This is a genomic window from Parabacteroides sp. AF14-59 (genome assembly GCF_003479515.1).
In the GTDB taxonomy this organism is placed as follows: Bacteria; Bacteroidota; Bacteroidia; order Bacteroidales; family Tannerellaceae; genus Parabacteroides; species Parabacteroides faecis.
The window spans coordinates 87,176-107,420 of sequence record NZ_QUHH01000019.1 but is presented as its reverse complement, the minus strand read 5'-3'; the positions used below and the strand labels follow the sequence as shown (position 1 = coordinate 107,420).

Here is a 20,245-nt window from a genome sequence, read left to right as displayed (position 1 = left end):
TTCTCCTTATTGTTCTTGTCTGATTGCACCGGTTTCATTGTTCCTGCACAAGATGGCTGCTACCGGTATCGATAGTATGATTCCGTAGAATATATTATTGAAAATACCTTGAATAGCCATATGGATAGGAGTGAAATTGGTTTTTCCTATTGCTTCCATTACTTCGGTGCTTACCTGTGAATCTTTCAGGACATCTATCATCTGGTTGACCGAATTACTCAGGAAATCAGCCGGAGCGATGAACTGGAAGAATACGAAATGTTCCAAAGCGACGATCAGTGCGGCAAAAAAGTACAACATCGTACCGAAACGCCAGGCATGAAAGAAACTGATCTTGCCGCCGATATCCTGTTTGTAACGTTTTGTCAGGTAATAAGCGATGAACGGTACTGTCAGAGTGAGTACTATATATATAATGTTAAGCGCAGGAACCGTGTTGCTGAAAATAAAGAACAGATATTTTATCACCCAAAAGATTCCCATGGCTAATCCATAAGTCATCGCGCTTTTTAATAATAGACCTTTATTTTCTTCCATTATATTGCTGTTTTAAAGTTTCTATCAGCAAAATTAATCCTTTTGTTATAATATACAAGGTATATAATAATAAAAAAGAGGAAGCTTATTTAAATAAACTTCCTCATTTCTGAGCCTCTTGTCGGATTCGAACCAACGACCCCGAGATTACAAATCACGTGCTCTGGCCAACTGAGCTAAAGAGGCAGGTGGGTAAGCTTACTACATCGCGCCGCTACAACCAAGTACCCTTGCTGCGGTCAAGCCCTGGGGGATTCCGAGGGAGCATGCCGTGTAGGACTTACCCGGGTGCAAAAGTAGATATTATTTTTTACAATGCAAGTGTTTTTATGCTCCGGAGCATATTTTTATTTATAAATGGCTGTATTCCTTAATGTTTTACCATAGTTAAAAAATGTAATTAAATTAAAGGGTAGAAGGACGGGGTAGTAATAACCCTCTTTTTTCGATTGACAAAATGATATTTCTATAGCGGGAAAATGGGATTACTATACCGGATAAATAAAAATACCCCCGCGGGTAATATATTTTAACGTATCAAAAAGGACCGATTAGGAGAATTTCTGCGTCAAAATGAAAATGTGGTTAACATCTATGCGGAGAATATTATTTATAGGGTGGTTCTGATTGTATGCGATCTCTTTTAGTATATTCTAAATATTCTTGTAACTTTGTGCCCTAATTCAAAAATCAAAAACACTAAGGACAATGGGTGGTTTTTTCGGAACTATTTCTAATTCATCCTGTGCCACCGACTTATTTTACGGCACAGATTATAATTCCCATCTGGGAACCCGTCGAGGCGGTATGGCAACTCTTTACAATGGCGTCTTCAAACGCTCGATCCATAACCTCGAAAATTCTTATTTCCGTACTCGTTTTGAAAGTGAACTGGAGAAATTCCAGGGAAATTCCGGTATAGGTATCATTAGCGATACAGATCCTCAACCAATTTTCATTAATTCTCATTTAGGCAAATATGCAGTAGTAACGGTTGCCAAGGTGAATAACCTGGAGGAACTGCAGAATGAGTTGTTGGATAAAGGTTGTCACTTCTCGGAAATGAGTTCAGGACAGATCAATCAGACCGAATTGATCTCGTTGCTGATTTCCCAGGGTAAAACTTTTGTTGAAGGTATAGAAATTGTATTCGAAAAAATAAAGGGGTCTTGCTCGATGCTTGTCCTGACGGAGGAGGGTATTCTTGCCGCCCGTGATAAGTGGGGACGTACTCCGGTGTTGATCGGAAAGAAGGAGGGGGCCTATGCCGCTTCGAGCGAACCTTGTAGTTTCCCGAATCTGGGTTATGAGATTGAATATAATGTAGGGCCGGGCGAGATCGTTATGCTTACTGCAGACAAGATGACGCAGTTGCGTAAGCCGAATAAGAAAATGCAGGTTTGTTCATTCCTGTGGGTTTATTATGGTTATCCGGTGTCTGAATATGAAGGAGTGAATGTAGATGCTTCCCGTTATGCGAGCGGTATGGCGATGGCGAAGAAGGATGAGGTGGATGCTGATTTCGTTTCGGGTATTCCTGATTCCGGTATCGGTATGGCTCTGGGGTATGCCGAAGGAAAAGGTATTCCTTACCGTCGTGCTATCGTAAAGTATACACCGACATGGCCTCGTAGTTTTACTCCGGCCAACCAGGCCGTCCGTGATCTGGTAGCCAAGATGAAGTTGATCCCTAACCGGGAGCTGCTGAAAGGTAAACGGGTTATTTTCTGTGACGACTCTATTGTGCGCGGTACACAGCTTCGCGACAATGTCAATATATTGTACGGATATGGTGCGAAAGAAGTGCATATGAGAATCGGATGTCCTCCGATCCTGCATGCTTGTCCGTTTGTCGGTTTCTCCGCTTCTAAATCACATCTGGAATTGATTGCCCGCCGGATCGTTAAAGAGCTGGAAGGCGACGATGCAAAGGATCTGGATAAATATGCAACGACCGGAACCGAGCAGTATAATCAACTGGTGGAACGAATCCGTGAAAAACTGAATATTACTACATTGAAATTCAATACGGTTGAAGATTTGATCGCATCGATCGGCTTGCCGAAGGAATGTGTTTGTACGCATTGCTATAATGGTAATGGTTGTTTTTAACTACTTTCCCTGATGGAAAAGTAACCAAAAGTTCAAGGCTGCACTTATATATTATAACAGGTGCAGCCTTGATCTTTTGGTTACTTTTGGATCAAGCCAAAAGTAACGTTCAATTTATTTTGTTATTCGTTGCTCTTTATATACTTTTATGGTTTAAATATAAAAGTATAACTTATGACCGTATTAGATAGATTTCTGAAGTATGTCACGTTCGATACCCAGTCGAACGAAGAAACACGTACAACGCCGAGTACTCCGGGACAGCGAGTATTTGCAGAAGCATTGGTAAAAGAACTGGAAGAGTTAGGTCTGGATGATATTTCTTTGGATGACAACAGTTACCTGATGGCCACCCTTCCTGCCAATACAGATAAAAAAATACCGACTATCGGTTTTATTGCCCATTTGGATACCAGCCCTGATATGTCAGGTAAAGATGTGACTCCACGCATCGTAAATTATAAAGACGGCGATATCGTATTGTGCGCTGAAGAGAATGTGGTTCTTTCTCCGCTGATGTTCCCCGAACTGAACGATTATAAGGATCAGGATATTATCGTGACTAACGGTAAAACTTTGCTGGGCGCTGATGACAAAGGAGGCGTAGCAGCTATTATCGGAGCAATCCAATATCTGAAAGAGCATCCGGAAATCGAACATGGAAAGATTCGCATCGGCTTCACTCCCGACGAGGAGATAGGCGAGGGTGCCAATCATTTTGATGTAGAGAAGTTCGGTTGTGAATGGGCCTATACCATTGACGGCGGACAGATCGGCGAACTGGAATACGAAAACTTCAATGCCGCCGTTGCCAAAATAACATTCAAAGGACTGAATGTCCATCCGGGTTATGCGAAAAACAAGATGCTGAATGCTTCTTTGCTGGCTATCGAGTTCGCTTCCTGGTTGCCTGCTTCGCAACGTCCCGAACATACACAAGGATATGAAGGATTCTATCATCTGACCAATATGTCGGGTACGGTAGAGGAGGCTTCTTTATCTTATATCATTCGTGACCATGTACGCACTTTGTTTGAAGAAAAGAAGAAACAACTGGAAATGTGGGTGAAACGCATGAACGAAATTCATCCGGGCAGTACGACGTTGGAACTGCGTGACCAGTATTATAATATGCGTGAGGTGGTTGAACCGAAGAAACATATTGTAGACCTGGCATTCGAAGCGATGGAAGCAGCCGGTGTCAAACCGTTGGTTAAACCGATCCGTGGCGGTACGGACGGGGCACGTCTGTCGTTTATGGGATTGCCTTGTCCGAATATTTTTGCGGGCGGCCTGAACTTCCACGGACGTTATGAGTTCCTTCCGGTTAACTCGCTGGAAAAAAGTATGCAAACAATCATAAAAATAACCGAGCTGTTAGCTCAAAAATCTTAAACGAAATTAATAACATGAAAACGACTCCGTTTACCGATGTGCATATCGCATTGGGAGCAAAAATGCACGAATTTGCCGGTTATAACATGCCAATCGAGTATACCGGCATTATTGATGAACACATGACCGTTGTGAATGGCGTAGGTGTATTCGACGTATCTCACATGGGTGAATTTTGGGTGAAAGGTCCGAACGCACTGGCTTTTATCCAGAGTATTACTTCCAACGATGCATCTGTTCTGCCTTTAGGCAAAGCACAGTATACTTGCTTCCCGAACGATAAAGGTGGTATTGTGGACGACCTGTTGGTTTACCATTTCGAACCGGAAAAATATCTGTTGGTTGTCAATGCCGGTAATATCGCAAAAGACTGGGATTGGTGTGTAAGCCATAACACTGTCGGTGCAGAATTGGAAAATTCTTCCGACCGTACCGGTCAGTTGGCTGTACAGGGACCGAAAGCTGTGGAAGTGCTTCAGCGCCTGACTCCGGTCGATCTTTCTTCCATACCTTATTATTCATTTGTAACAGGCGAATTTGCCGGTTGCAAGAACGTGATCATTTCCAATACGGGTTATACCGGTGCCGGTGGTTTTGAATTGTATTTCTACCTGGATGATGCCATGACTATCTGGAATGCTATCTTCGAAGCCGGTAAGCCGGAAGGTATCAAGCCGATCGGTCTGGGAGCACGCGATACGCTTCGTCTGGAAATGGGATTCTGCCTGTATGGTAACGACCTGGATGATACGACATCTCCGATCGAAGCCGGATTGGGTTGGATCACTAAATTTGTAGACGGCAAGGATTTTACCAACCGTGCGGAACTGGAACGTCAGAAGAAAGAAGGTGTGACACGTAAATTGTGTGCATTCGAATTGGTAGATAAAGGTATTCCCCGTCACGGTTATGAGATCGTTGATGCGGAAGATAACGTGATCGGTGTGGTTACATCCGGAACTATGTCTCCTGTATTGAAGAAGGGTGTCGGTATGGGCTATGTGAAACCCGAATATGCGAAAGTCGGTTCTGAATTTTTTGTAAAGGTTCGTAACCGTAACCTGAAAGCACAGGTTGTGAAAGCTCCTTTCCGTAAATAAAATAATATCATAGATAAGAAGAAGTTAGCCGGATAGAACTATTCGGCTAATTTTTTGTAAAGCAAAGAACGTGCAGGGATGAAACTCACGGTCATGATCTGGTTGTCCTGACAACGAAAGGGAAAATAACCCAGGATGAATATATGCAATTTGCCAGGGATTTGAAAGGGATTGTGATGTGTTTTTAGTTTGCTCCGGAGAGCATTTGTCGGATTTCGGTGACATTATAGTCAGAAAGTAACAGATGTTTTGTAAGTTTGCAGCGGAATAAAATAGAATAGGTCTCATGTTGAAATTTCTGAAAAACTGGACATTGCCTATTGCAATGTTGGCCGGTGCGTTAGGTTATTTTGTATTTGCCAACTTCACATTTCTGGAGCCGACAAAACCGTTTGTCAATACTTTCGTTGCTTATATTACCCCTTTCCTGATCTTTGCACAGTTACTGTTAACCTTTTGTAAGGTAGACTGGCGGGAATTGATGCCTTCACCCTGGCATGGATGGTTGTTACTTTTTCAGATTGTTTCGGCTTCGGTTTTGGCTGCTTTATTGATATTTATCCCGATGGACGGTTCTTACCGGGAGGTGTTTGAGGCTGCTATGGTATGCCTTATCTGTCCGACGGCAACAGCTGCAGCGGTCATTACGGGGAAACTGGGCGGAAGTGCTTCCAGCCTGACTACGTATACATTATTATCTAATATATTGGCGGCAGTAGCTGTCCCTTTGATCTTTCCATTGGTAGAGCCGCATGCGGATATTACTTTTTTTACTGCATTCCTGAAGATATTGGGTAAAGTATTTCCTTTATTGCTGTTCCCGTTTTTCCTGGCTTTGTTCTTCCGATATGTCCTTCCGAAAGTTCATCATTTCCTGCTGGGCTTTCATGACCTGGCTTTTTATTTGTGGGGAGCAGCGTTGGCTATTGTAACAGGGCAGACGGTGAAGTCTTTGATGACCAGTGAGGTGCCGGGGAGCGTACAAATACTGATTGCTTTGGCCGGTTTTATCACTTGTGCCCTTCAATTCTACCTGGGTAAACGGATCGGTACGATCTATAAAGACCGTATCAGTGCCGGTCAGGCTTTAGGACAGAAAAATACTGTGTTGGCTATCTGGATGGCTTATACCTATCTGGACCCTGTTTCATCGGTGGGCCCGGGTTCTTACGTACTCTGGCAGAATATTTTTAATAGCTGGCAGTTGTGGAAGAAGCGGAAAAATGAGATTAAATCGGGTGAGTTTTAAGTTTGAATTAATTAAATAAAAGAGAGTATGAAAGTTAAACATTTATTCGGAATGCTATCGTTGTTCCTTTGTGTATTTAATTTGGTGAGTTGTGGTGATGATGAAATCAAAGATCCGGATGATGCCGTTACGCTGAATATGTTGAACGAGGAAGGGGATAAGACGATGTTAGGTAATTCTGATGTTTATATCAACAAATCCAACAACTTTAAAACTAATTATTGTTACATTGCCGATGCAGGAGAAACTTCCGGACTCGGGGTGGATGTCCAGTTGCAATTGAATAATCTTGCTCGGGAGGTAGCTGTTGTTCCGGGGCATTTATATCAGATATATGACCGGGATGTTTTGCGTGAATTTCCTTCGGGAAAGTGTGCCGTTTTGGTAGGATCAGGTTATTATAAGGCTTATGTGGTTTCTCCGATAGTTAATGAAAATGTGATGACAGGTGCTACTGTTAAATATGCATTGACCTATCCCGAAGCTCCGGAACTTCCTGAGTATGAAAAGCTCATCGGTTATATAGATTATGTGGGAGAAAGTCTTGAATATACGTTGCCTAAAGATGTAGAATGTGTATCCAATGCTTATTTAGACAGCGATAAGGATGCTTTCGATATACAGATTAATGATCGAAAATTAACTATTACATTATTGAAACCGGTTGATAAGAACTATGGTCCGTATGGAACCTATGGAATGTATCTTCGTTTAGGATCAGTATTTACGACTGTAGAATTTAATGTTGGCATGGGTCGGTAAAATAACGACTTTCAGTAAGTTTTTTACTGAAGGAGTTTTATAAACCAGTATCTTTGTCATCTAATACAAACAGGAAATAAAATAAATACATATGAAATTAAGCAATGAGTGGTTTACTGCGCTTTCGGAAGATGAGGCGGGGCATTTGGTTACGGTTAGCGGGCGTGATGAGTTGACGGAGTTTATCCAGTCGGGAAAATTCAAGGAACGTGCTGAGATCACCTGGAAGTATGAAGGAGATGATAAAGGTATGCCGGAGGATGAACTCGCAAAGAAAATGGAAACCGTTCAGGAAACTTTGCGGAAGGCGATGGAGAAAGATAAATTATCTATTCTGACAGGTGTTTATACCGGGGCAGGAGAGAAGGTGTGGGTTTATTATACCCGTACGGTCCGTGTCTTCGGCGAACGGTTGAATGAAGCGCTGGCACCGTTCGAATTGCTTCCGATATCTATTTATACAGAAGTCGATCCGGAATGGGAAGAGTATCTGGATATGTACGAGATGAAGCAGTGGGCGGTGGATTAATCTATGGTTAGTTCTTTTTTAACAAGCCAGCTGCCGATGCGGGATTCGGAGATTCCTTCTTTCAACTTGTAGCTACAGATGAAACGATCATCTTTTATTTCAGATTCCATATAGTTGAACTGACATGTCTTTTCATTATAAAAAGTCTCTGCAAGTTCTATGATATGAGTGGAAAGGAGGAATTTGCTCTTGGTATGTTTATTCAATAGGCCAAGTACTATTTCCGATGCTTCGTAGGCATCCCGGGCGTTTGTTCCCCGGAAAAGTTCGTCGAATACGATGAAGTATCCGTTTCCATCCCTTACCTTTTCCAATATACTCTTGATCCGCAGAACTTCCGCATAAAAATGACTTTCTCCCTTTTTTAAAGAGTCCGGTAAATTGATGGAAGTGAAAAGGCCATTATATACCGGGCAAAGCATTCGGCTTGCCGGTACCGGTACCCCCGCATGCGCTAGCCAGATGGCCGATGATAATGCTTTTAGTGTAGTCGATTTACCCGCCATATTGGACCCTGTGAAAATATTTATGTGTTTTTCTTCCAAATTCCAACTGTTAGGTACAGCCTTCGGCAATGCGGGGTGGAAGAAGTCGTGTATGACTAACCAGGAACTGTCGGAATACAATTCCGGATAACAGTAGCCTTTTTCGCAGGCTATTTTATGTGCTGATTGGAATGCATCCTGTTCATATACTATATCGAGTATTCCCTGAACTGCCACTTTACCTTTATTACGGAAAATATAATCGAGTTGGTCTGTTTCGTAGCAACTACATGCAGTCTCTTTGTCAGGAATGGAAGCGAATGTGCTACTTTCCATATAAGAACGGATCATTCGCATGGTTCGTCTGACTGCATTCGGTTGACCTGCTTCATATTCAGCAGATGATATTTTTCGCAATTCCCTGATCAGTTCGCATAAGTACAAACATCCCCGTTTTTTTATATAATTCCATGGATTATTCTGGAATTTGTTTTTTAGCCATTGATAGTAAGAGATAACTTCCAGTGTTGTTATAGGAGGCGGCTCGTCGTAATTCAAATAATATTCGATAAAATCCAAAGAATCACCATCTATTTTCAGATCTGCGATTCCTCCGACCCGGATGGATTCGATACGATTGTGAAGTACCCCCATGTCGCTGATGGGATAGGTTACCCAATTTTTTAGTAGCCTGTGTCCACCGATTGATTGGGTTTCATTATAGATGCTTGTCAACTCAAATTCTCCGTAAGGATTTTGTGTAACACATAGATCATTACGAGTTTGTATGTCTGTCTCTAATTTTTTTATTCCTATCTGTCCCATTTAACAAAGATAGGTTTGTTTGTGAGATATGAATACTCAGAAGTCTGAAAAATATAAAAAGGAGTTGTCAATAAAGACAGCTCCTTTTTTTTGTAAATATATAAACTCTAAAAAATAACTTGCTGACCGTTCGGTCGTTTATTGTAATCTGACCAATCTGTAAAGCAACTGCTGGATCGCTTCCTGATAGTCGTCGATAATGGATTGTGAGAATGCTTCAGGGAATAGATCTCTGTGTTTTTCTACGTAGTTGTAGAAATCTGATGCATGTTTTACAATATCCTTCGGCGTTTTTGTTTCAGGAATTGTTATTTGCAGGTCGCCCACCATTGCGTATGTTGTTTCCGTAATTCTGTCGATCACATCGAGTACTGAAGCAACGGCTTCATCCAATGCCATGTGTTTAGCATAACTACCTGCTCCGGTTACGCTCCAATGAAAAAGTTTAAGACTGCTGTTGAATGAGAAAAGTTCTCCGATAAATGCTGCTAGCTCTTTGTTTGATGTATGGGCTGCTTTTTCTTTTTGTTCCGATTTTACTGTTGTACTCATAATACTTTTAGTTTTATGTTTTGTACTTAATAAACATCATGGACTGCTGGAAAGTTCTGAGAAAATGTAGAAAATATGGGAAAGAAATGAATGCTAACAATATGGGCATAAACCTTGTTTATATAGAAAATGAATACATAAATGGATATGACACAGATAAAGTTAAAACGGATATATGAAGATCCGGAAAGTTCGGACGGCTATAGGGTTTTTGTCGATCGTTTATGGCCGAGAGGTATGAAAAAAGAAGCTGTCCATTATGATTTATGGGCAAAAGACGTAACGCCTTCTCCTGAAATACGTGAATGGTTTCATCAGGCACCCGATGAAAGATGGAATGAGTTTGCTGCATTATACCAAAAGGAACTGAGCGGTTCGGATGCGGTAAAGCAGTTTGTTGAAGAGATAAAAAAGTATCCGGTAGTGACATTGCTTTACGCCGCAAAAAGTCCGGATCATAATCATGCTTTGATATTAAAAGAATATTTGGAACATGTGATATAAGTGGTAGGTGCTTATAGTCAAAGGTATTGACTTTTTATTAACTTTGTAAGTCAATATCAGGGGTATGTTGTGTCTGACAGCGTGCTGATTGACTTTTAAATCTATGAAACTTATAATATGATGAACAGACGCTTATTTTTGAAAAAAACATGTGGGGGAGCATTGCTTTTGGCTGCTTCTCCTTCTTTTATATCCTGTGACCGTCAGCAACGTCCCGTTCGCTTTGGGATTGTGACAGATCTGCACTATTCACGACGTGAACCTTACGGAACACGTTATTTCCCTCAGACAATGGAAAAGTTGAAAGAGGCCATCGGTGTTTTCAATGAGTCAAATCTGGATTTCGTGATCGAGTTGGGTGATCTTAAAGATCAGGACAATGTACCTCAGAGAGAGCGAACCCTTACGTATCTGGATGAAATAGAAAAAGAGTTTCAGACCTTCCAGGGACCTGTTTATCATGTTTTAGGAAACCATGATATGGACAGTATCTCAAAAGAGGACTTTTTACAACATACCTCCAATCATGGTGATGCCGATAAGAAAACATATTACTCATTTATCTGTAATGATATAAAATTCATAGTACTGGATGCAAATCATAATCTGGACGGAACACCTTATGATAGAGGGAATTTTGATTGGACAAAGGCTTTTATTCCTAAAGATCAGGTGTTGTGGTTGCAGGAAGAATTAAAGGAGAAAGATAAACCTGTCGTCATCTTTATACATCAGTTACTGGATCGTTTTTCTGATATTGGCAAGGCGCTTTGTGTTAGTAATGCGGACGAAATCGTTTCTCTGTTGGAGGCAAATGGAAATATACTTGCAGTATTTCAGGGACATCATCATGCCGGACATTACAGTTTCCGTAATAATATCCACTATTGGACAATGAAAGGGATGATAGAAGGAAAGTTGCCCGATAATAATAGTTTTGCTGTTGTAGAAATCGACCCGCAAAACAATATTCATATCGATGGTTTCTATAATTGTGAAGATAAGGATTTAAACCGCATCACGGTGTAAAGCCATTCGGTCGATTTGCATAAAGCTGTCTACTGTTTTTCAAAACAGGCAGGGCTAAATAAAATTAGAGGTAGGTGTAATTCGAATTACATCTACCTCTAATTTATAAGACATGATAATGTGTCCTGGCGGTCGACGATTCCACCAAAGGATTTAATATACTTCTTTCGCTACTTTATAAACGCTGTCCGTTGCCATCATGGTATAAAAATGCAGGCTTGGTACTCCGTGAGCGATCAGGTCTTTACATTGTTGGATACACCATTCTACGCCTACAGCTTTGACTTCATCGTCATTTTTGCATTTGCGCAGTTCGGCAGCAAAAGGTTCCGGAATATCAGAACGGAAGATCTTCGGTAATACAGTCAGCTGAGTTTTAAAGACGACCGGCTTGATTCCCGGAATGATCGGAACCGTGATACCTTCTGCACGGCAACGGTCTACAAAAGAATAATATTTTTCATTGTCGAAGAACATCTGTGTAACCAGGTAGTCGGCTCCGTTCTTCACTTTTTCTTTCAGGTAAAAGATATCCGATTCCATATTCGGAGCTTCCTCATGTTTTTCCGGGTAGCAAGCCATACCGTATGAGAACGGAGTTTCGTTAGCCTCAAAGGTAGAACCGTCTATAGCAATTCCTTTGTTGAAATTATTCACCTGTTGTTGCAGACCGGTTGCATGCTCGTGGTACAGGTCGGTGTTTTGTCCGGCTTCCAGCGTTTTCACATCACCTCGGAGCAGTAGCAGATCGTAAACACCCAGGAAGTTGAGGTCGATCAAGGCATATTCTGTCTCATCTTTCGTAAACCCTTTACAGATGATATGCGGAACGGCCGGAATACCATATTTATTCTGGATAGCGGAAGCAATGGCTACCGAACCCGGACGTTTGCGGATGTTCACTTTCTGGAAACTTCCGTCAGGGAGCGTCTTATATATATATTCGCTATGATGTGAGGTGATGTTAATGTATTTAGGATTGAATTCTTTTAGTTTATCAATCACATTATACACTTTCTGTATGCTGTTCCCTTTCAAGGGTGGAAGTATTTCGAATGAGAAAGCAGTGCTTTTACTGCCGTTGATCAGATCAATAACTTTCATATTTTAATTATTTTTGCTGCAAAAGTAACAATTATCATCTGAAATAGCTTACTTTTGCGTTCATAATCTAATTACGACATTATATGGAAAATATGAATTGGTCTGATCTTGCATTCGGTTATATGAAGACAGACTACAATGTACGGTGTTACTATCGCGATGGTAAGTGGGGTGAATTGGAAGTTAGTTCTTCTGAAATTATCAATATTCACATGGCAGCTACTTGCCTCCATTACGGACAGGAGTCGTTTGAAGGGTTAAAAGCATTCAAGGGAAAAGACGGGAAGATCCGTGTATTCCGTATGGATGAAAACGGCAAACGTATGCAAGCTTCCAGCCGTGGTATCAAGATGGCTGAACTTCCTGTGGAAATGTTTGAAGAAGCAGTTCGCAAGGTAGTGAAATTGAACGAACGTTTTGTTCCTCCTTACGAGAGTGGAGCAGCATTATATATCCGCCCGCTGATGATCGGTTTGGGTGCACAGGTTGGTGTGAAGCCGGCTCCCGAGTATATGTTCATGATATTCGTAACGCCGGTAGGCCCTTATTTCAAGGGTGGTTTCAAACCTTCGAAGGTTTGTATCATGCGTGAATACGACCGTGCTGCGCCTCAGGGTACAGGTACTATCAAAGTCGGTGGTAACTATGCAGCCAGTCTCGTTGCCGGAGAGAAAGCGAAAGAAAAAGGCTATGCAGCCGTTCTTTATCTGGATCCGAAAGAAAAGAAATATCTGGACGAATGCGGTCCGGCAAACTTTTTCGGTATCCGTGGCAATAGCTACATCACTCCGCAGTCTCATTCCATCCTGCCTTCTATCACCAATAAGAGTTTGCAACAATTGGCAGCCGATATGGGCCTGACCGTTGAACGTCGTCCGGTTCCGGTAGAAGAACTCGCTACATTCGATGAAGCGGCAGAATGCGGAACAGCAGCCGTTATCGCTCCGATCTCACAAATCGACGATCTGGATATTGATAAGTCTTATGTAATTGCCAAAGATGGCAAACCAGGTCCTGTTTGTGAAAAGTTATATAATAAACTACGTGGTATTCAGTATGGCGACGAGCCTGATACTTACGGATGGGTAACGATAATTGAATGAATAAGATAAGAGTATTGACAGTTAGTGGTTTATTTCTAAAAAGACCATTAACTGCCAACTCTGAATTCTCAAACGTCAATACGCATTGTTAACTTTGGATTGCCAACTGAAAATAAAATTGCTATCTCGGTATTGCAAAGTAGAGGATAATTTCTATCTTTGTGGCCTATATAGTAAGACAGTAAGGTGGAAGCATTCTTTAAAACACATAAATACCTTGTAGAACATTTGCATGCACCGGTACGCCGGGGGCTGATGGATGAGATTAACTGGAATGACCGGTTGATCGGTATCAAAGGCTCTCGTGGAGTAGGTAAGACTACGTTTTTACTGGATTATGCCCGCGAACATTTTGGTGCTGATAATAAAGAGTGCCTATATATTAATCTGAATCATTTTTATTTTACAGAACGTACTTTAGTCGATTTCGCTTCTGAATTCAGGGCGAAAGGAGGGAAGGTGCTGTTGATCGACCAGGTTTTCAAATATTCAGGATGGTCGAAAGAGTTACGTTACTGTTATGATAATTTTGAAGATCTGAAGATTATCTTTTCCGGTTCATCGGTTATGCGGTTGAAGGAAGAGAATCCGGATCTCTCGGGTAAAGTCGTTTCATATAATTTGCGTGGTTTTTCTTTCCGTGAGTTTCTGAATCTGATGTCGGGAAACAATTTTCCGGCTTACACATTCGAGGAAGTGCTCGCAAACCACCAGGAGATTGCCCGTAATATCTGTTCGGTAGCCAAACCGATGGCTTATTTTCAGGATTATCTGCATCATGGTTTTTATCCTTTTTTCCTGGAGAAGCGCAATTTCTCCGAGAATCTGCTGAAAACAATGAATATGATGTTGGAGGTAGATGTCTTATATATAAAACAAATCGAGCAAAGTTATTTGCCTAAGCTCCGAAAATTATTATATTTGCTGGCTATCAGTGCGCCGTGTACGCCGAATGTAAGTCAGTTAAGTAAAGATATAGAAACATCTCGGGCGACAGTGATGAATTATATTAAGTATCTGACCGATGCCCGTTTGATGAATATGTTATATCCGGTAGGCGAATCGTTCCCGAAAAAGCCCTCTACCGTATATATGTATAATTCGAATCTGATGTACCCCATCCGTCCGATGGAGGTTAACCTACAGGCAGTGCGCGAATCTTTTTTCTATAACCAGCTTTTGAAAGACAATAGACTGAATGAAGGAATAAAGAATGCTCACTTTCTGGTAAATGAAAAGTATAATTTCAGGATAGAGGAAAGTATGAAGGTGAAAAACAATCCCGATTTATACTATGCTATTGATAAGGTTGAAGTAGGAGATGGCAACATGATCCCGCTTTGGCTTTTTGGCTTTTTATACTAATAAAATTCTTTTAAATACTAATAGTAAAAGTCTATGACAAAACAGAAGAAATTTTTGACCTGTGATGGTAACCAGGCTGCTGCACATATCTCCTATATGTTCAGCGAGGTAGCCGCTATCTACCCCATCACTCCGTCGTCTACAATGGCAGAATATGTAGACGAATGGGCTGCCGCCGGACGTAAGAACATCTTCGGCGAAACGGTTTTGGTACAGGAAATGCAATCGGAAGGTGGTGCTGCAGGTGCAGTTCACGGTTCTTTGCAAGCCGGTGCCCTGACTTCAACTTACACAGCTTCTCAGGGATTGTTGCTGATGATCCCGAACATGTATAAGATCGCTGGTGAGTTGCTTCCTTGCGTATTCCATGTGTCTGCCCGTACATTGGCATCTCATGCTTTGTGTATCTTCGGTGACCATCAGGATGTAATGTCTGCCCGTCAGACAGGTTTCGCAATGTTGGCAGAAGGTTCTGTACAGGAAGTTATGGACCTGTCCGGTGTTGCTCATCTGGCTACTATCAAGTCTCGCGTACCTTTCGTGAACTTCTTCGACGGTTTCCGTACATCACACGAAATCCAGAAGATCGAAGCGTTGGAAAATGATGACCTGGCTCCGCTGATCGACCAGAAGGCGTTGGCTGAATTCCGTGCACGTGCATTGAATCCGGAAAAACCGGAAGCTCGTGGTATGGCTGAAAATCCGGATCACTTCTTCCAGCACAGAGAATCATCGAACAAATACTATGAAGCAGTTCCTGCTATCGTAGAAGAATATATGAACGAAATCTCCAAACTTACAGGCCGCAAATATGGTTTGTTCGATTATTACGGAGCAGAAGATGCAGAACGCGTAATTATTGCTATGGGTTCTGTAACAGAAGCTGCCCGTGAAGCTATCGACCACCTGACGGCTCAGGGTGAAAAAGTTGGTTTGGTTTCTGTTCACTTGTATCGTCCGTTCTCTGCTAAGCACTTCCTGGCTGCTGTTCCTAAGACTGCGAAACGTATCGCTGTTCTTGACAGAACAAAAGAACCGGGTGCTACCGGCGAACCTTTGTATCTGGATGTAAAAGACTGCTACTACGGAACAGAAAATGCTCCTGTTATCGTTGGTGGCCGTTATGGTTTGGGTTCTAAGGATACTACTCCTGCTCAGATCCTTGCCGTTTATGAAAACCTGGCATTACCGATGCCGAAGAACCAGTTCACACTGGGTATCGTAGACGACGTTACATTCACTTCTCTTCCTCAGAAAGAAGAAATCGCTTTGGGTGGTGAAGGCATGTTCGAAGCTAAGTTCTACGGTTTGGGTGCTGACGGTACTGTCGGTGCTAACAAGAACTCTGTAAAGATCATCGGTGACAATACAAATAAATATTGCCAGGCATATTTCTCTTATGACTCTAAGAAGTCTGGTGGTTTCACTTGTTCTCACCTGCGTTTCGGTGACCATCCGATCCGTTCCACTTATTTGGTAAATACGCCTAACTTCGTTGCTTGCCATGTTCAGGCTTACCTGCGTATGTACGATGTAACTCGTGGTTTGCGTGAAAACGGTACATTCCTGCTGAACACTGTATGGAATGGTGAAGAGTTGGCTAAACACCTGCCGAATAAGGTAAAGCGTTATTTCGCTCAGAAAAACATTACTGTTTACTATATCAATGCAACTCAGATTGCATTGGAAATCGGTTTGGGTAACCGTACCAATACAATCCTTCAGTCTGCATTCTTCCGTATCACAGGTGTAATTCCTGTTGACCTGGCTATCGAACAGATGAAGAAATTCATCGTGAAGTCTTACGGTAAGAAAGGTGAAGATGTAGTTAATAAGAACTATGCTGCTGTCGATCGTGGTGGCGAATATACTCAGCTTGCTGTCGATCCGTCATGGGCTAACCTGCCGGATGATGAAGTTGTAGCAAACAACGATCCTGCTTTCATCAACGAAGTAGTTCGTCCTATCAATGCTCAGGATGGTGACCTGCTGAAGGTTTCTGCATTCGAAGGCATCGAAGACGGTACTTGGCATCAGGGAACTTCCAAATACGAAAAACGCGGTGTAGCTGCTTTTGTTCCTGTTTGGGAACCGGATAACTGTATCCAGTGTAACAAGTGTGCGTATGTTTGTCCTCACGCTTCTATCCGTCCGTTTGTGTTGGATGCTGCTGAACAGGCTGCTGCTCCGTTCAATAACTCTTTGAAAGCTACAGGTAAACAATTTGAAGGAATGCAGTTCCGTATCCAGGTTGACGTTCTCGACTGTCTGGGTTGTGGTAACTGTGCCGATGTTTGTCCGGGTAATCCGAAGAAGGGTGGTAAAGCGCTTAAGATGGCTGCTCTGGAAACTCAGTTGGCCGAAGCTCCGAACTGGGATTTCTGTGCAGAAAAGGTTACAAGCAAACAACATCTGGTTGACATCAAAGCTAACGTGAAGAACTCTCAGTTTGCAACTCCGTTGTTTGAGTTCTCAGGTGCTTGCTCCGGTTGTGGTGAAACTCCGTATGTGAAATTGATAACTCAGTTGTTCGGTGACCGTGAAATGGTAGCTAACGCAACAGGTTGTTCATCTATCTATTCAGGTTCTGTTCCTTCAACTCCGTATACAACAAACGAAAAAGGACAGGGTCCGGCTTGGGCTAACTCATTGTTCGAAGACTTCTGTGAATTCGGTCTGGGTATGGAACTGGCTAACGAAAAGATGCGTGCTCGTCTGACGAATGCAATGAACGCAATTATCGCTGGTGAAAATGCTCCTGCCGAAGTGAAAGAAGTGTTGAAAGCATGGGTTGAAAACCAGAACGATGCTGATAAGACAAAAGAACTGGCTCCTCAGATAATAGCTATTGCTGAAGAAGGTATCACTCACGGCTGTCCGCTTAGCGCACAGATCAAGGAACTTTCTCACTTCCTGGTAAAACGTTCACAGTGGATCATCGGTGGTGACGGTGCTTCTTATGATATCGGTTACGGTGGTCTCGACCATGTAATTGCTTCAGGTAAGAACGTTAATATCCTGGTTTTGGATACCGAAGTTTATTCTAACACTGGTGGTCAGTCTTCTAAAGCTACTCCGGTCGGTGCAATCGCTAAGTTTGCAGCTGCTGGTAAGAGAGTACGTAAGAAAGACCTGGGTCTGATGGCTACAACTTACGGTTACGTATATGTTGCCCAGATCGCAATGGGTGCTGACCAGGCACAGACATTGAAAGCGATCCGCGAAGCTGAAGCTTATGACGGTCCTTCATTGGTCATCGCTTACTCTCCTTGTATCAACCACGGTTTGAAGAAGGGTATGGGTAAGAGCCAGCAGGAAGAAGCTGATGCAGTAGCATGTGGTTACTGGCACTTGTGGCGTTACAACCCGGCATTGGAAGAAGAAGGTAAGAATCCGTTCACTTTGGATAGCAAAGAACCGGATTGGAGTAAGTTCCAGGACTTCCTGAAGGGTGAAGTACGTTTCGCATCTCTGACAAAACAGTTCCCGGCTGAAGCAGGCGAATTGTTCCAGGCTGCTGAAGACAACGCTAAGTGGAGACTGAATAACTACAAGCGTCTGGCTAAACAGCAATGGGGTGTTGAAGAATAATTGATTATTTGATCATCTAAATAGTAAAAACGGAATCTTCGAAAGAAGGTTCCGTTTTTTTATGAAGTTAAATGAGGTTCTAAAACTGAATCTGTGCATTCAGGAATGGGAACTGTGCCTGATGCCAATAAGGATAAACGGGAGTGACCTGGCTGGCATCATCTAAACGTTTTACCTGTTCCGGTGTCAGATTCCACCCGACAGCTTCCAGGTTTTGTTTTAATTGTTCCTCTGTGCTGGCTCCAATGATCAGGCTGGAAACAGTAGGACGTTGCAATAGCCAGTTCAACGCACATTGTGCAACAGTATGTCCCGTCTCTTCGGCTATTTCATCCAATACATCCATAATATTGTACAACCGTTCGTAAGATGTCGCTTCGTCTGGAATAGGACTGCCGCCGCGAGCTACACGTCCGTCAGCCGGTATCGGATTATTTCTTCTGTATCTCCCACCTAAGCGGCCGGCAGAAAGAGGACTCCAGATAATAGAGCCGACTTTCTGATCGATACCCAGTGGCATTAACTCCCATTCAAACTCCCTGTTAAGCAATGAATAATGCACCTGCTGTGCCACATAACGGCTCCAGCCGTATCGTTCGGAGACTGACAATGCTTTCATCAGATGCCATCCGGAGAAATTCGAACAGGCAATATACCGTATTTTACCGGCTGTGATCAGATCGTCCAATGCGCGAAGCGTTTCCTCTACCGGAGTATTGGCATCGAACCCGTGCATGTGATAAATATCTATGTGATCGGTATTCAGCCGCTTCAGGCTGGCTTCGCAAGCTTCGATCAGATGAAAACGGGAAGACCCCATTGCATTACGGCTTTCCGGATTCAGGTTGAATGTCGCTTTAGTTGAGATCAGTAACTTATTTCTCAGTCCCTCCATCGCTTTACCCAATATCTTTTCAGATAATCCGTCTGAGTATGCATCCGCCGTATCAAACAGATTCACGCCTGCGTCGAGGCAACGGTTTATCATGCGTCTGGCTTCTTCTACCTGGGTATGTCCCCAACCTTCGAAACCATTTGTACCTCCAAAAGTAGCAGTTCCTAAACAGAGAACCGGCACGTATAGTCCTGATCCTCCTAATTGTCTGTATTCCATAGTTTACCTATTAAATTGTTATTAAGATCTTACTTACAAAGGTATATAAAATATGCATGTGTTTATTTATTCTTATCTTTGTATCAAATTTAGGTTATTAAAAAGTATGGTTAAGGCAGTTTTTTTCGATATAGACGGGACATTGGTTAGTTTTAAGACCCACGAAGTTCCGCAGTCAACTATCGAAGCATTGGATATGTTGAGAAAGAAAGGTATTAAAGTTTTTATAGCTACAGGGCGGCACTTCAGTTCTATCAACAATCTGGGAGATTTACAGTTTGACGGATACGTTACATTGAACGGGGGATATTGCTTTGCCGGCGATAAAGTCATTTATAAACACAGTATTCCTGACAGGGATGTCGAAGCCCTGATCCGTTATATGGAAACGGAAGAATCTTTTCCATGTGCATTTGTCCGGGAGAAAGATATCTATATGAATTATAAGGATGAAACGGTGGAAGAGATATTCAATATGTTGAATTTTCCGGAGCCGCCTATCCGTCCGATGAATGAAATACGGGGTGAGACCGTTTACCAGCTTGTTTCTTTCTTTACTGCCGATCAGGAGAAAAAGATCATGCAGATTTTGTCTCATTGTGAATCGACCCGTTGGAATCCTTTATTTACAGATGTTGTTCCTGCCGGGAGCAGCAAGCGAATCGGGATCGATAAGATGCTGGAATATTTCAGGATACCGTTGAATGAATGTGTAGCATTCGGTGATGGCGGCAATGATGTTGCCATGCTTGAACATGCCGGAATTGGCGTGGCTATGGGAAATGCGGAAGACGATGTGAAACGATATGCCGATTATGTAACCGATTCTGTCGATGAGGACGGAATATTCAAAGCGTTGAAACATTTGAACATTATCTGATCGTAAGTT

17 protein-coding genes and 1 tRNA gene are annotated in these 20,245 nt (G+C 42.4%); 12 read left to right on the top strand and 6 right to left on the bottom strand.

The annotated features are described in order from the left end of the window. Positions 1-6: 6 nt before the first annotated feature. Both DWW23_RS18740 and DWW23_RS18735 read right to left on the bottom strand, forming a co-directional pair. Positions 7-537, bottom strand: a complete 531-nt coding sequence (locus tag DWW23_RS18740) for a DUF4199 domain-containing protein (protein WP_122355005.1) — start codon at positions 535-537, stop codon at positions 7-9. Between the two features lie 112 nt (positions 538-649). After that, positions 650-723 (bottom strand) — tRNA-Thr (locus DWW23_RS18735). A gap of 522 nt (positions 724-1,245) precedes the next feature. Between DWW23_RS18735 and DWW23_RS18730 the strand changes: the two genes are divergently transcribed. The 6 genes from DWW23_RS18730 (at position 1,246) to DWW23_RS18705 (ending at position 7,684) form a co-directional block, all read left to right on the top strand. Further along, positions 1,246-2,649: an amidophosphoribosyltransferase gene (locus DWW23_RS18730; protein ID WP_122355003.1), complete on the top strand. Its 1,404-nt coding sequence runs from the start codon at positions 1,246-1,248 to the stop codon at positions 2,647-2,649. 174 nt (positions 2,650-2,823) lie between these two features. Then, positions 2,824-4,044: a peptidase T gene (pepT, locus tag DWW23_RS18725; protein ID WP_122355001.1), complete on the top strand. Its 1,221-nt coding sequence runs from the start codon at positions 2,824-2,826 to the stop codon at positions 4,042-4,044. Positions 4,045-4,058: 14 nt separating this feature from the next. After that, positions 4,059-5,144: a glycine cleavage system aminomethyltransferase GcvT gene (gene gcvT / locus DWW23_RS18720; protein ID WP_122354999.1), complete on the top strand. Its 1,086-nt coding sequence runs from the start codon at positions 4,059-4,061 to the stop codon at positions 5,142-5,144. Positions 5,145-5,430: 286 nt separating this feature from the next. Continuing rightward, positions 5,431-6,393, top strand: a complete 963-nt coding sequence (locus tag DWW23_RS18715; RefSeq protein ID WP_122354997.1) for a transporter — start codon at positions 5,431-5,433, stop codon at positions 6,391-6,393. Positions 6,394-6,420: 27 nt separating this feature from the next. Then, entirely contained in the window at positions 6,421-7,155 is a 735-nt protein-coding gene (locus DWW23_RS18710; protein WP_122354995.1) for a DUF5036 family protein, read from the top strand. A gap of 91 nt (positions 7,156-7,246) precedes the next feature. Beyond that, positions 7,247-7,684: a DUF695 domain-containing protein gene (locus DWW23_RS18705; protein ID WP_122354993.1), complete on the top strand. Its 438-nt coding sequence runs from the start codon at positions 7,247-7,249 to the stop codon at positions 7,682-7,684. Here DWW23_RS18705 and DWW23_RS18700 read toward each other — a convergent pair. Together DWW23_RS18700 and DWW23_RS18695 are read right to left on the bottom strand one after the other, a co-directional pair. After that, entirely contained in the window at positions 7,681-8,994 is a 1,314-nt protein-coding gene (locus DWW23_RS18700; protein ID WP_122354991.1) for a hypothetical protein, read from the bottom strand. The two genes, DWW23_RS18705 and DWW23_RS18700, sit on opposite strands and share 4 nt — an antisense overlap. Before the next feature lie 138 nt (positions 8,995-9,132). Further along, on the bottom strand, positions 9,133-9,546 hold the full coding sequence (locus DWW23_RS18695) for a DUF5856 family protein (protein WP_122354989.1): 414 nt from the start codon (positions 9,544-9,546) through the stop codon (positions 9,133-9,135). Positions 9,547-9,693: 147 nt separating this feature from the next. Here DWW23_RS18695 and DWW23_RS18690 point away from each other — a divergent pair, with 147 nt between their 5' ends. Both DWW23_RS18690 and DWW23_RS18685 read left to right on the top strand, forming a co-directional pair. Beyond that, a complete protein-coding gene (locus tag DWW23_RS18690; RefSeq protein WP_122355068.1) occupies positions 9,694-10,050 on the top strand; it encodes a DUF488 domain-containing protein in 357 nt (118 codons plus the stop codon). 138 nt (positions 10,051-10,188) lie between these two features. Next, entirely contained in the window at positions 10,189-11,079 is an 891-nt protein-coding gene (locus DWW23_RS18685; protein ID WP_233564389.1) for a metallophosphoesterase, read from the top strand. A gap of 153 nt (positions 11,080-11,232) precedes the next feature. Here DWW23_RS18685 and metF read toward each other — a convergent pair whose 3' ends face one another. Further along, on the bottom strand, positions 11,233-12,183 hold the full coding sequence (metF, locus tag DWW23_RS18680) for a methylenetetrahydrofolate reductase [NAD(P)H] (RefSeq protein WP_122354987.1): 951 nt from the start codon (positions 12,181-12,183) through the stop codon (positions 11,233-11,235). Between the two features lie 83 nt (positions 12,184-12,266). On the opposite strand from metF, the gene DWW23_RS18675 reads away from it, so the two are divergent. The 3 genes from DWW23_RS18675 to nifJ all read left to right on the top strand — a co-directional run bounded on the left by DWW23_RS18675 (position 12,267) and on the right by nifJ (position 18,242). After that, positions 12,267-13,286: a branched-chain amino acid aminotransferase gene (locus DWW23_RS18675; protein WP_122354985.1), complete on the top strand. Its 1,020-nt coding sequence runs from the start codon at positions 12,267-12,269 to the stop codon at positions 13,284-13,286. Positions 13,287-13,472: 186 nt separating this feature from the next. Beyond that, positions 13,473-14,651, top strand: coding sequence for an ATP-binding protein (locus DWW23_RS18670; RefSeq protein ID WP_122354983.1), 1,179 nt, complete (start codon positions 13,473-13,475; stop codon positions 14,649-14,651). 33 nt (positions 14,652-14,684) lie between these two features. Then, the gene (gene nifJ / locus DWW23_RS18665) at positions 14,685-18,242 is read left to right on the top strand and encodes a pyruvate:ferredoxin (flavodoxin) oxidoreductase (protein WP_122354981.1); all 3,558 of its coding nucleotides are present in this window, start codon (positions 14,685-14,687) and stop codon (positions 18,240-18,242) included. 79 nt (positions 18,243-18,321) lie between these two features. On the opposite strand, the gene DWW23_RS18660 is transcribed toward nifJ, so the two are convergent. Next, the gene (locus tag DWW23_RS18660; protein WP_122354979.1) at positions 18,322-19,356 is read right to left on the bottom strand and encodes an aldo/keto reductase; all 1,035 of its coding nucleotides are present in this window, start codon (positions 19,354-19,356) and stop codon (positions 18,322-18,324) included. Positions 19,357-19,462: 106 nt separating this feature from the next. Here DWW23_RS18660 and DWW23_RS18655 point away from each other — a divergent pair, with 106 nt between their 5' ends. Beyond that, positions 19,463-20,236 (top strand): Cof-type HAD-IIB family hydrolase, encoded by a 774-nt coding sequence (locus tag DWW23_RS18655; RefSeq protein WP_122354977.1) that lies wholly within the window; start codon positions 19,463-19,465, stop codon positions 20,234-20,236. Positions 20,237-20,245: the final 9 nt, after the last annotated feature.

Coding starts and splice junctions, on each gene's coding strand:
- DWW23_RS18740 (WP_122355005.1), bottom strand. CDS start 537: ATGGAAGAAAATAAAGGTCTATTATTAAAAAGCGCGATGACTTATGGA.
- DWW23_RS18730 (WP_122355003.1), top strand. CDS start 1,246: ATGGGTGGTTTTTTCGGAACTATTTCTAATTCATCCTGTGCCACCGAC.
- pepT (WP_122355001.1), top strand. CDS start 2,824: ATGACCGTATTAGATAGATTTCTGAAGTATGTCACGTTCGATACCCAG.
- gcvT (WP_122354999.1), top strand. CDS start 4,059: ATGAAAACGACTCCGTTTACCGATGTGCATATCGCATTGGGAGCAAAA.
- DWW23_RS18715 (WP_122354997.1), top strand. CDS start 5,431: ATGTTGAAATTTCTGAAAAACTGGACATTGCCTATTGCAATGTTGGCC.
- DWW23_RS18710 (WP_122354995.1), top strand. CDS start 6,421: ATGAAAGTTAAACATTTATTCGGAATGCTATCGTTGTTCCTTTGTGTA.
- DWW23_RS18705 (WP_122354993.1), top strand. CDS start 7,247: ATGAAATTAAGCAATGAGTGGTTTACTGCGCTTTCGGAAGATGAGGCG.
- DWW23_RS18700 (WP_122354991.1), bottom strand. CDS start 8,994: ATGGGACAGATAGGAATAAAAAAATTAGAGACAGACATACAAACTCGT.
- DWW23_RS18695 (WP_122354989.1), bottom strand. CDS start 9,546: ATGAGTACAACAGTAAAATCGGAACAAAAAGAAAAAGCAGCCCATACA.
- DWW23_RS18690 (WP_122355068.1), top strand. CDS start 9,694: ATGACACAGATAAAGTTAAAACGGATATATGAAGATCCGGAAAGTTCG.
- metF (WP_122354987.1), bottom strand. CDS start 12,183: ATGAAAGTTATTGATCTGATCAACGGCAGTAAAAGCACTGCTTTCTCA.
- DWW23_RS18675 (WP_122354985.1), top strand. CDS start 12,267: ATGGAAAATATGAATTGGTCTGATCTTGCATTCGGTTATATGAAGACA.
- nifJ (WP_122354981.1), top strand. CDS start 14,685: ATGACAAAACAGAAGAAATTTTTGACCTGTGATGGTAACCAGGCTGCT.
- DWW23_RS18660 (WP_122354979.1), bottom strand. CDS start 19,356: ATGGAATACAGACAATTAGGAGGATCAGGACTATACGTGCCGGTTCTC.
- DWW23_RS18655 (WP_122354977.1), top strand. CDS start 19,463: ATGGTTAAGGCAGTTTTTTTCGATATAGACGGGACATTGGTTAGTTTT.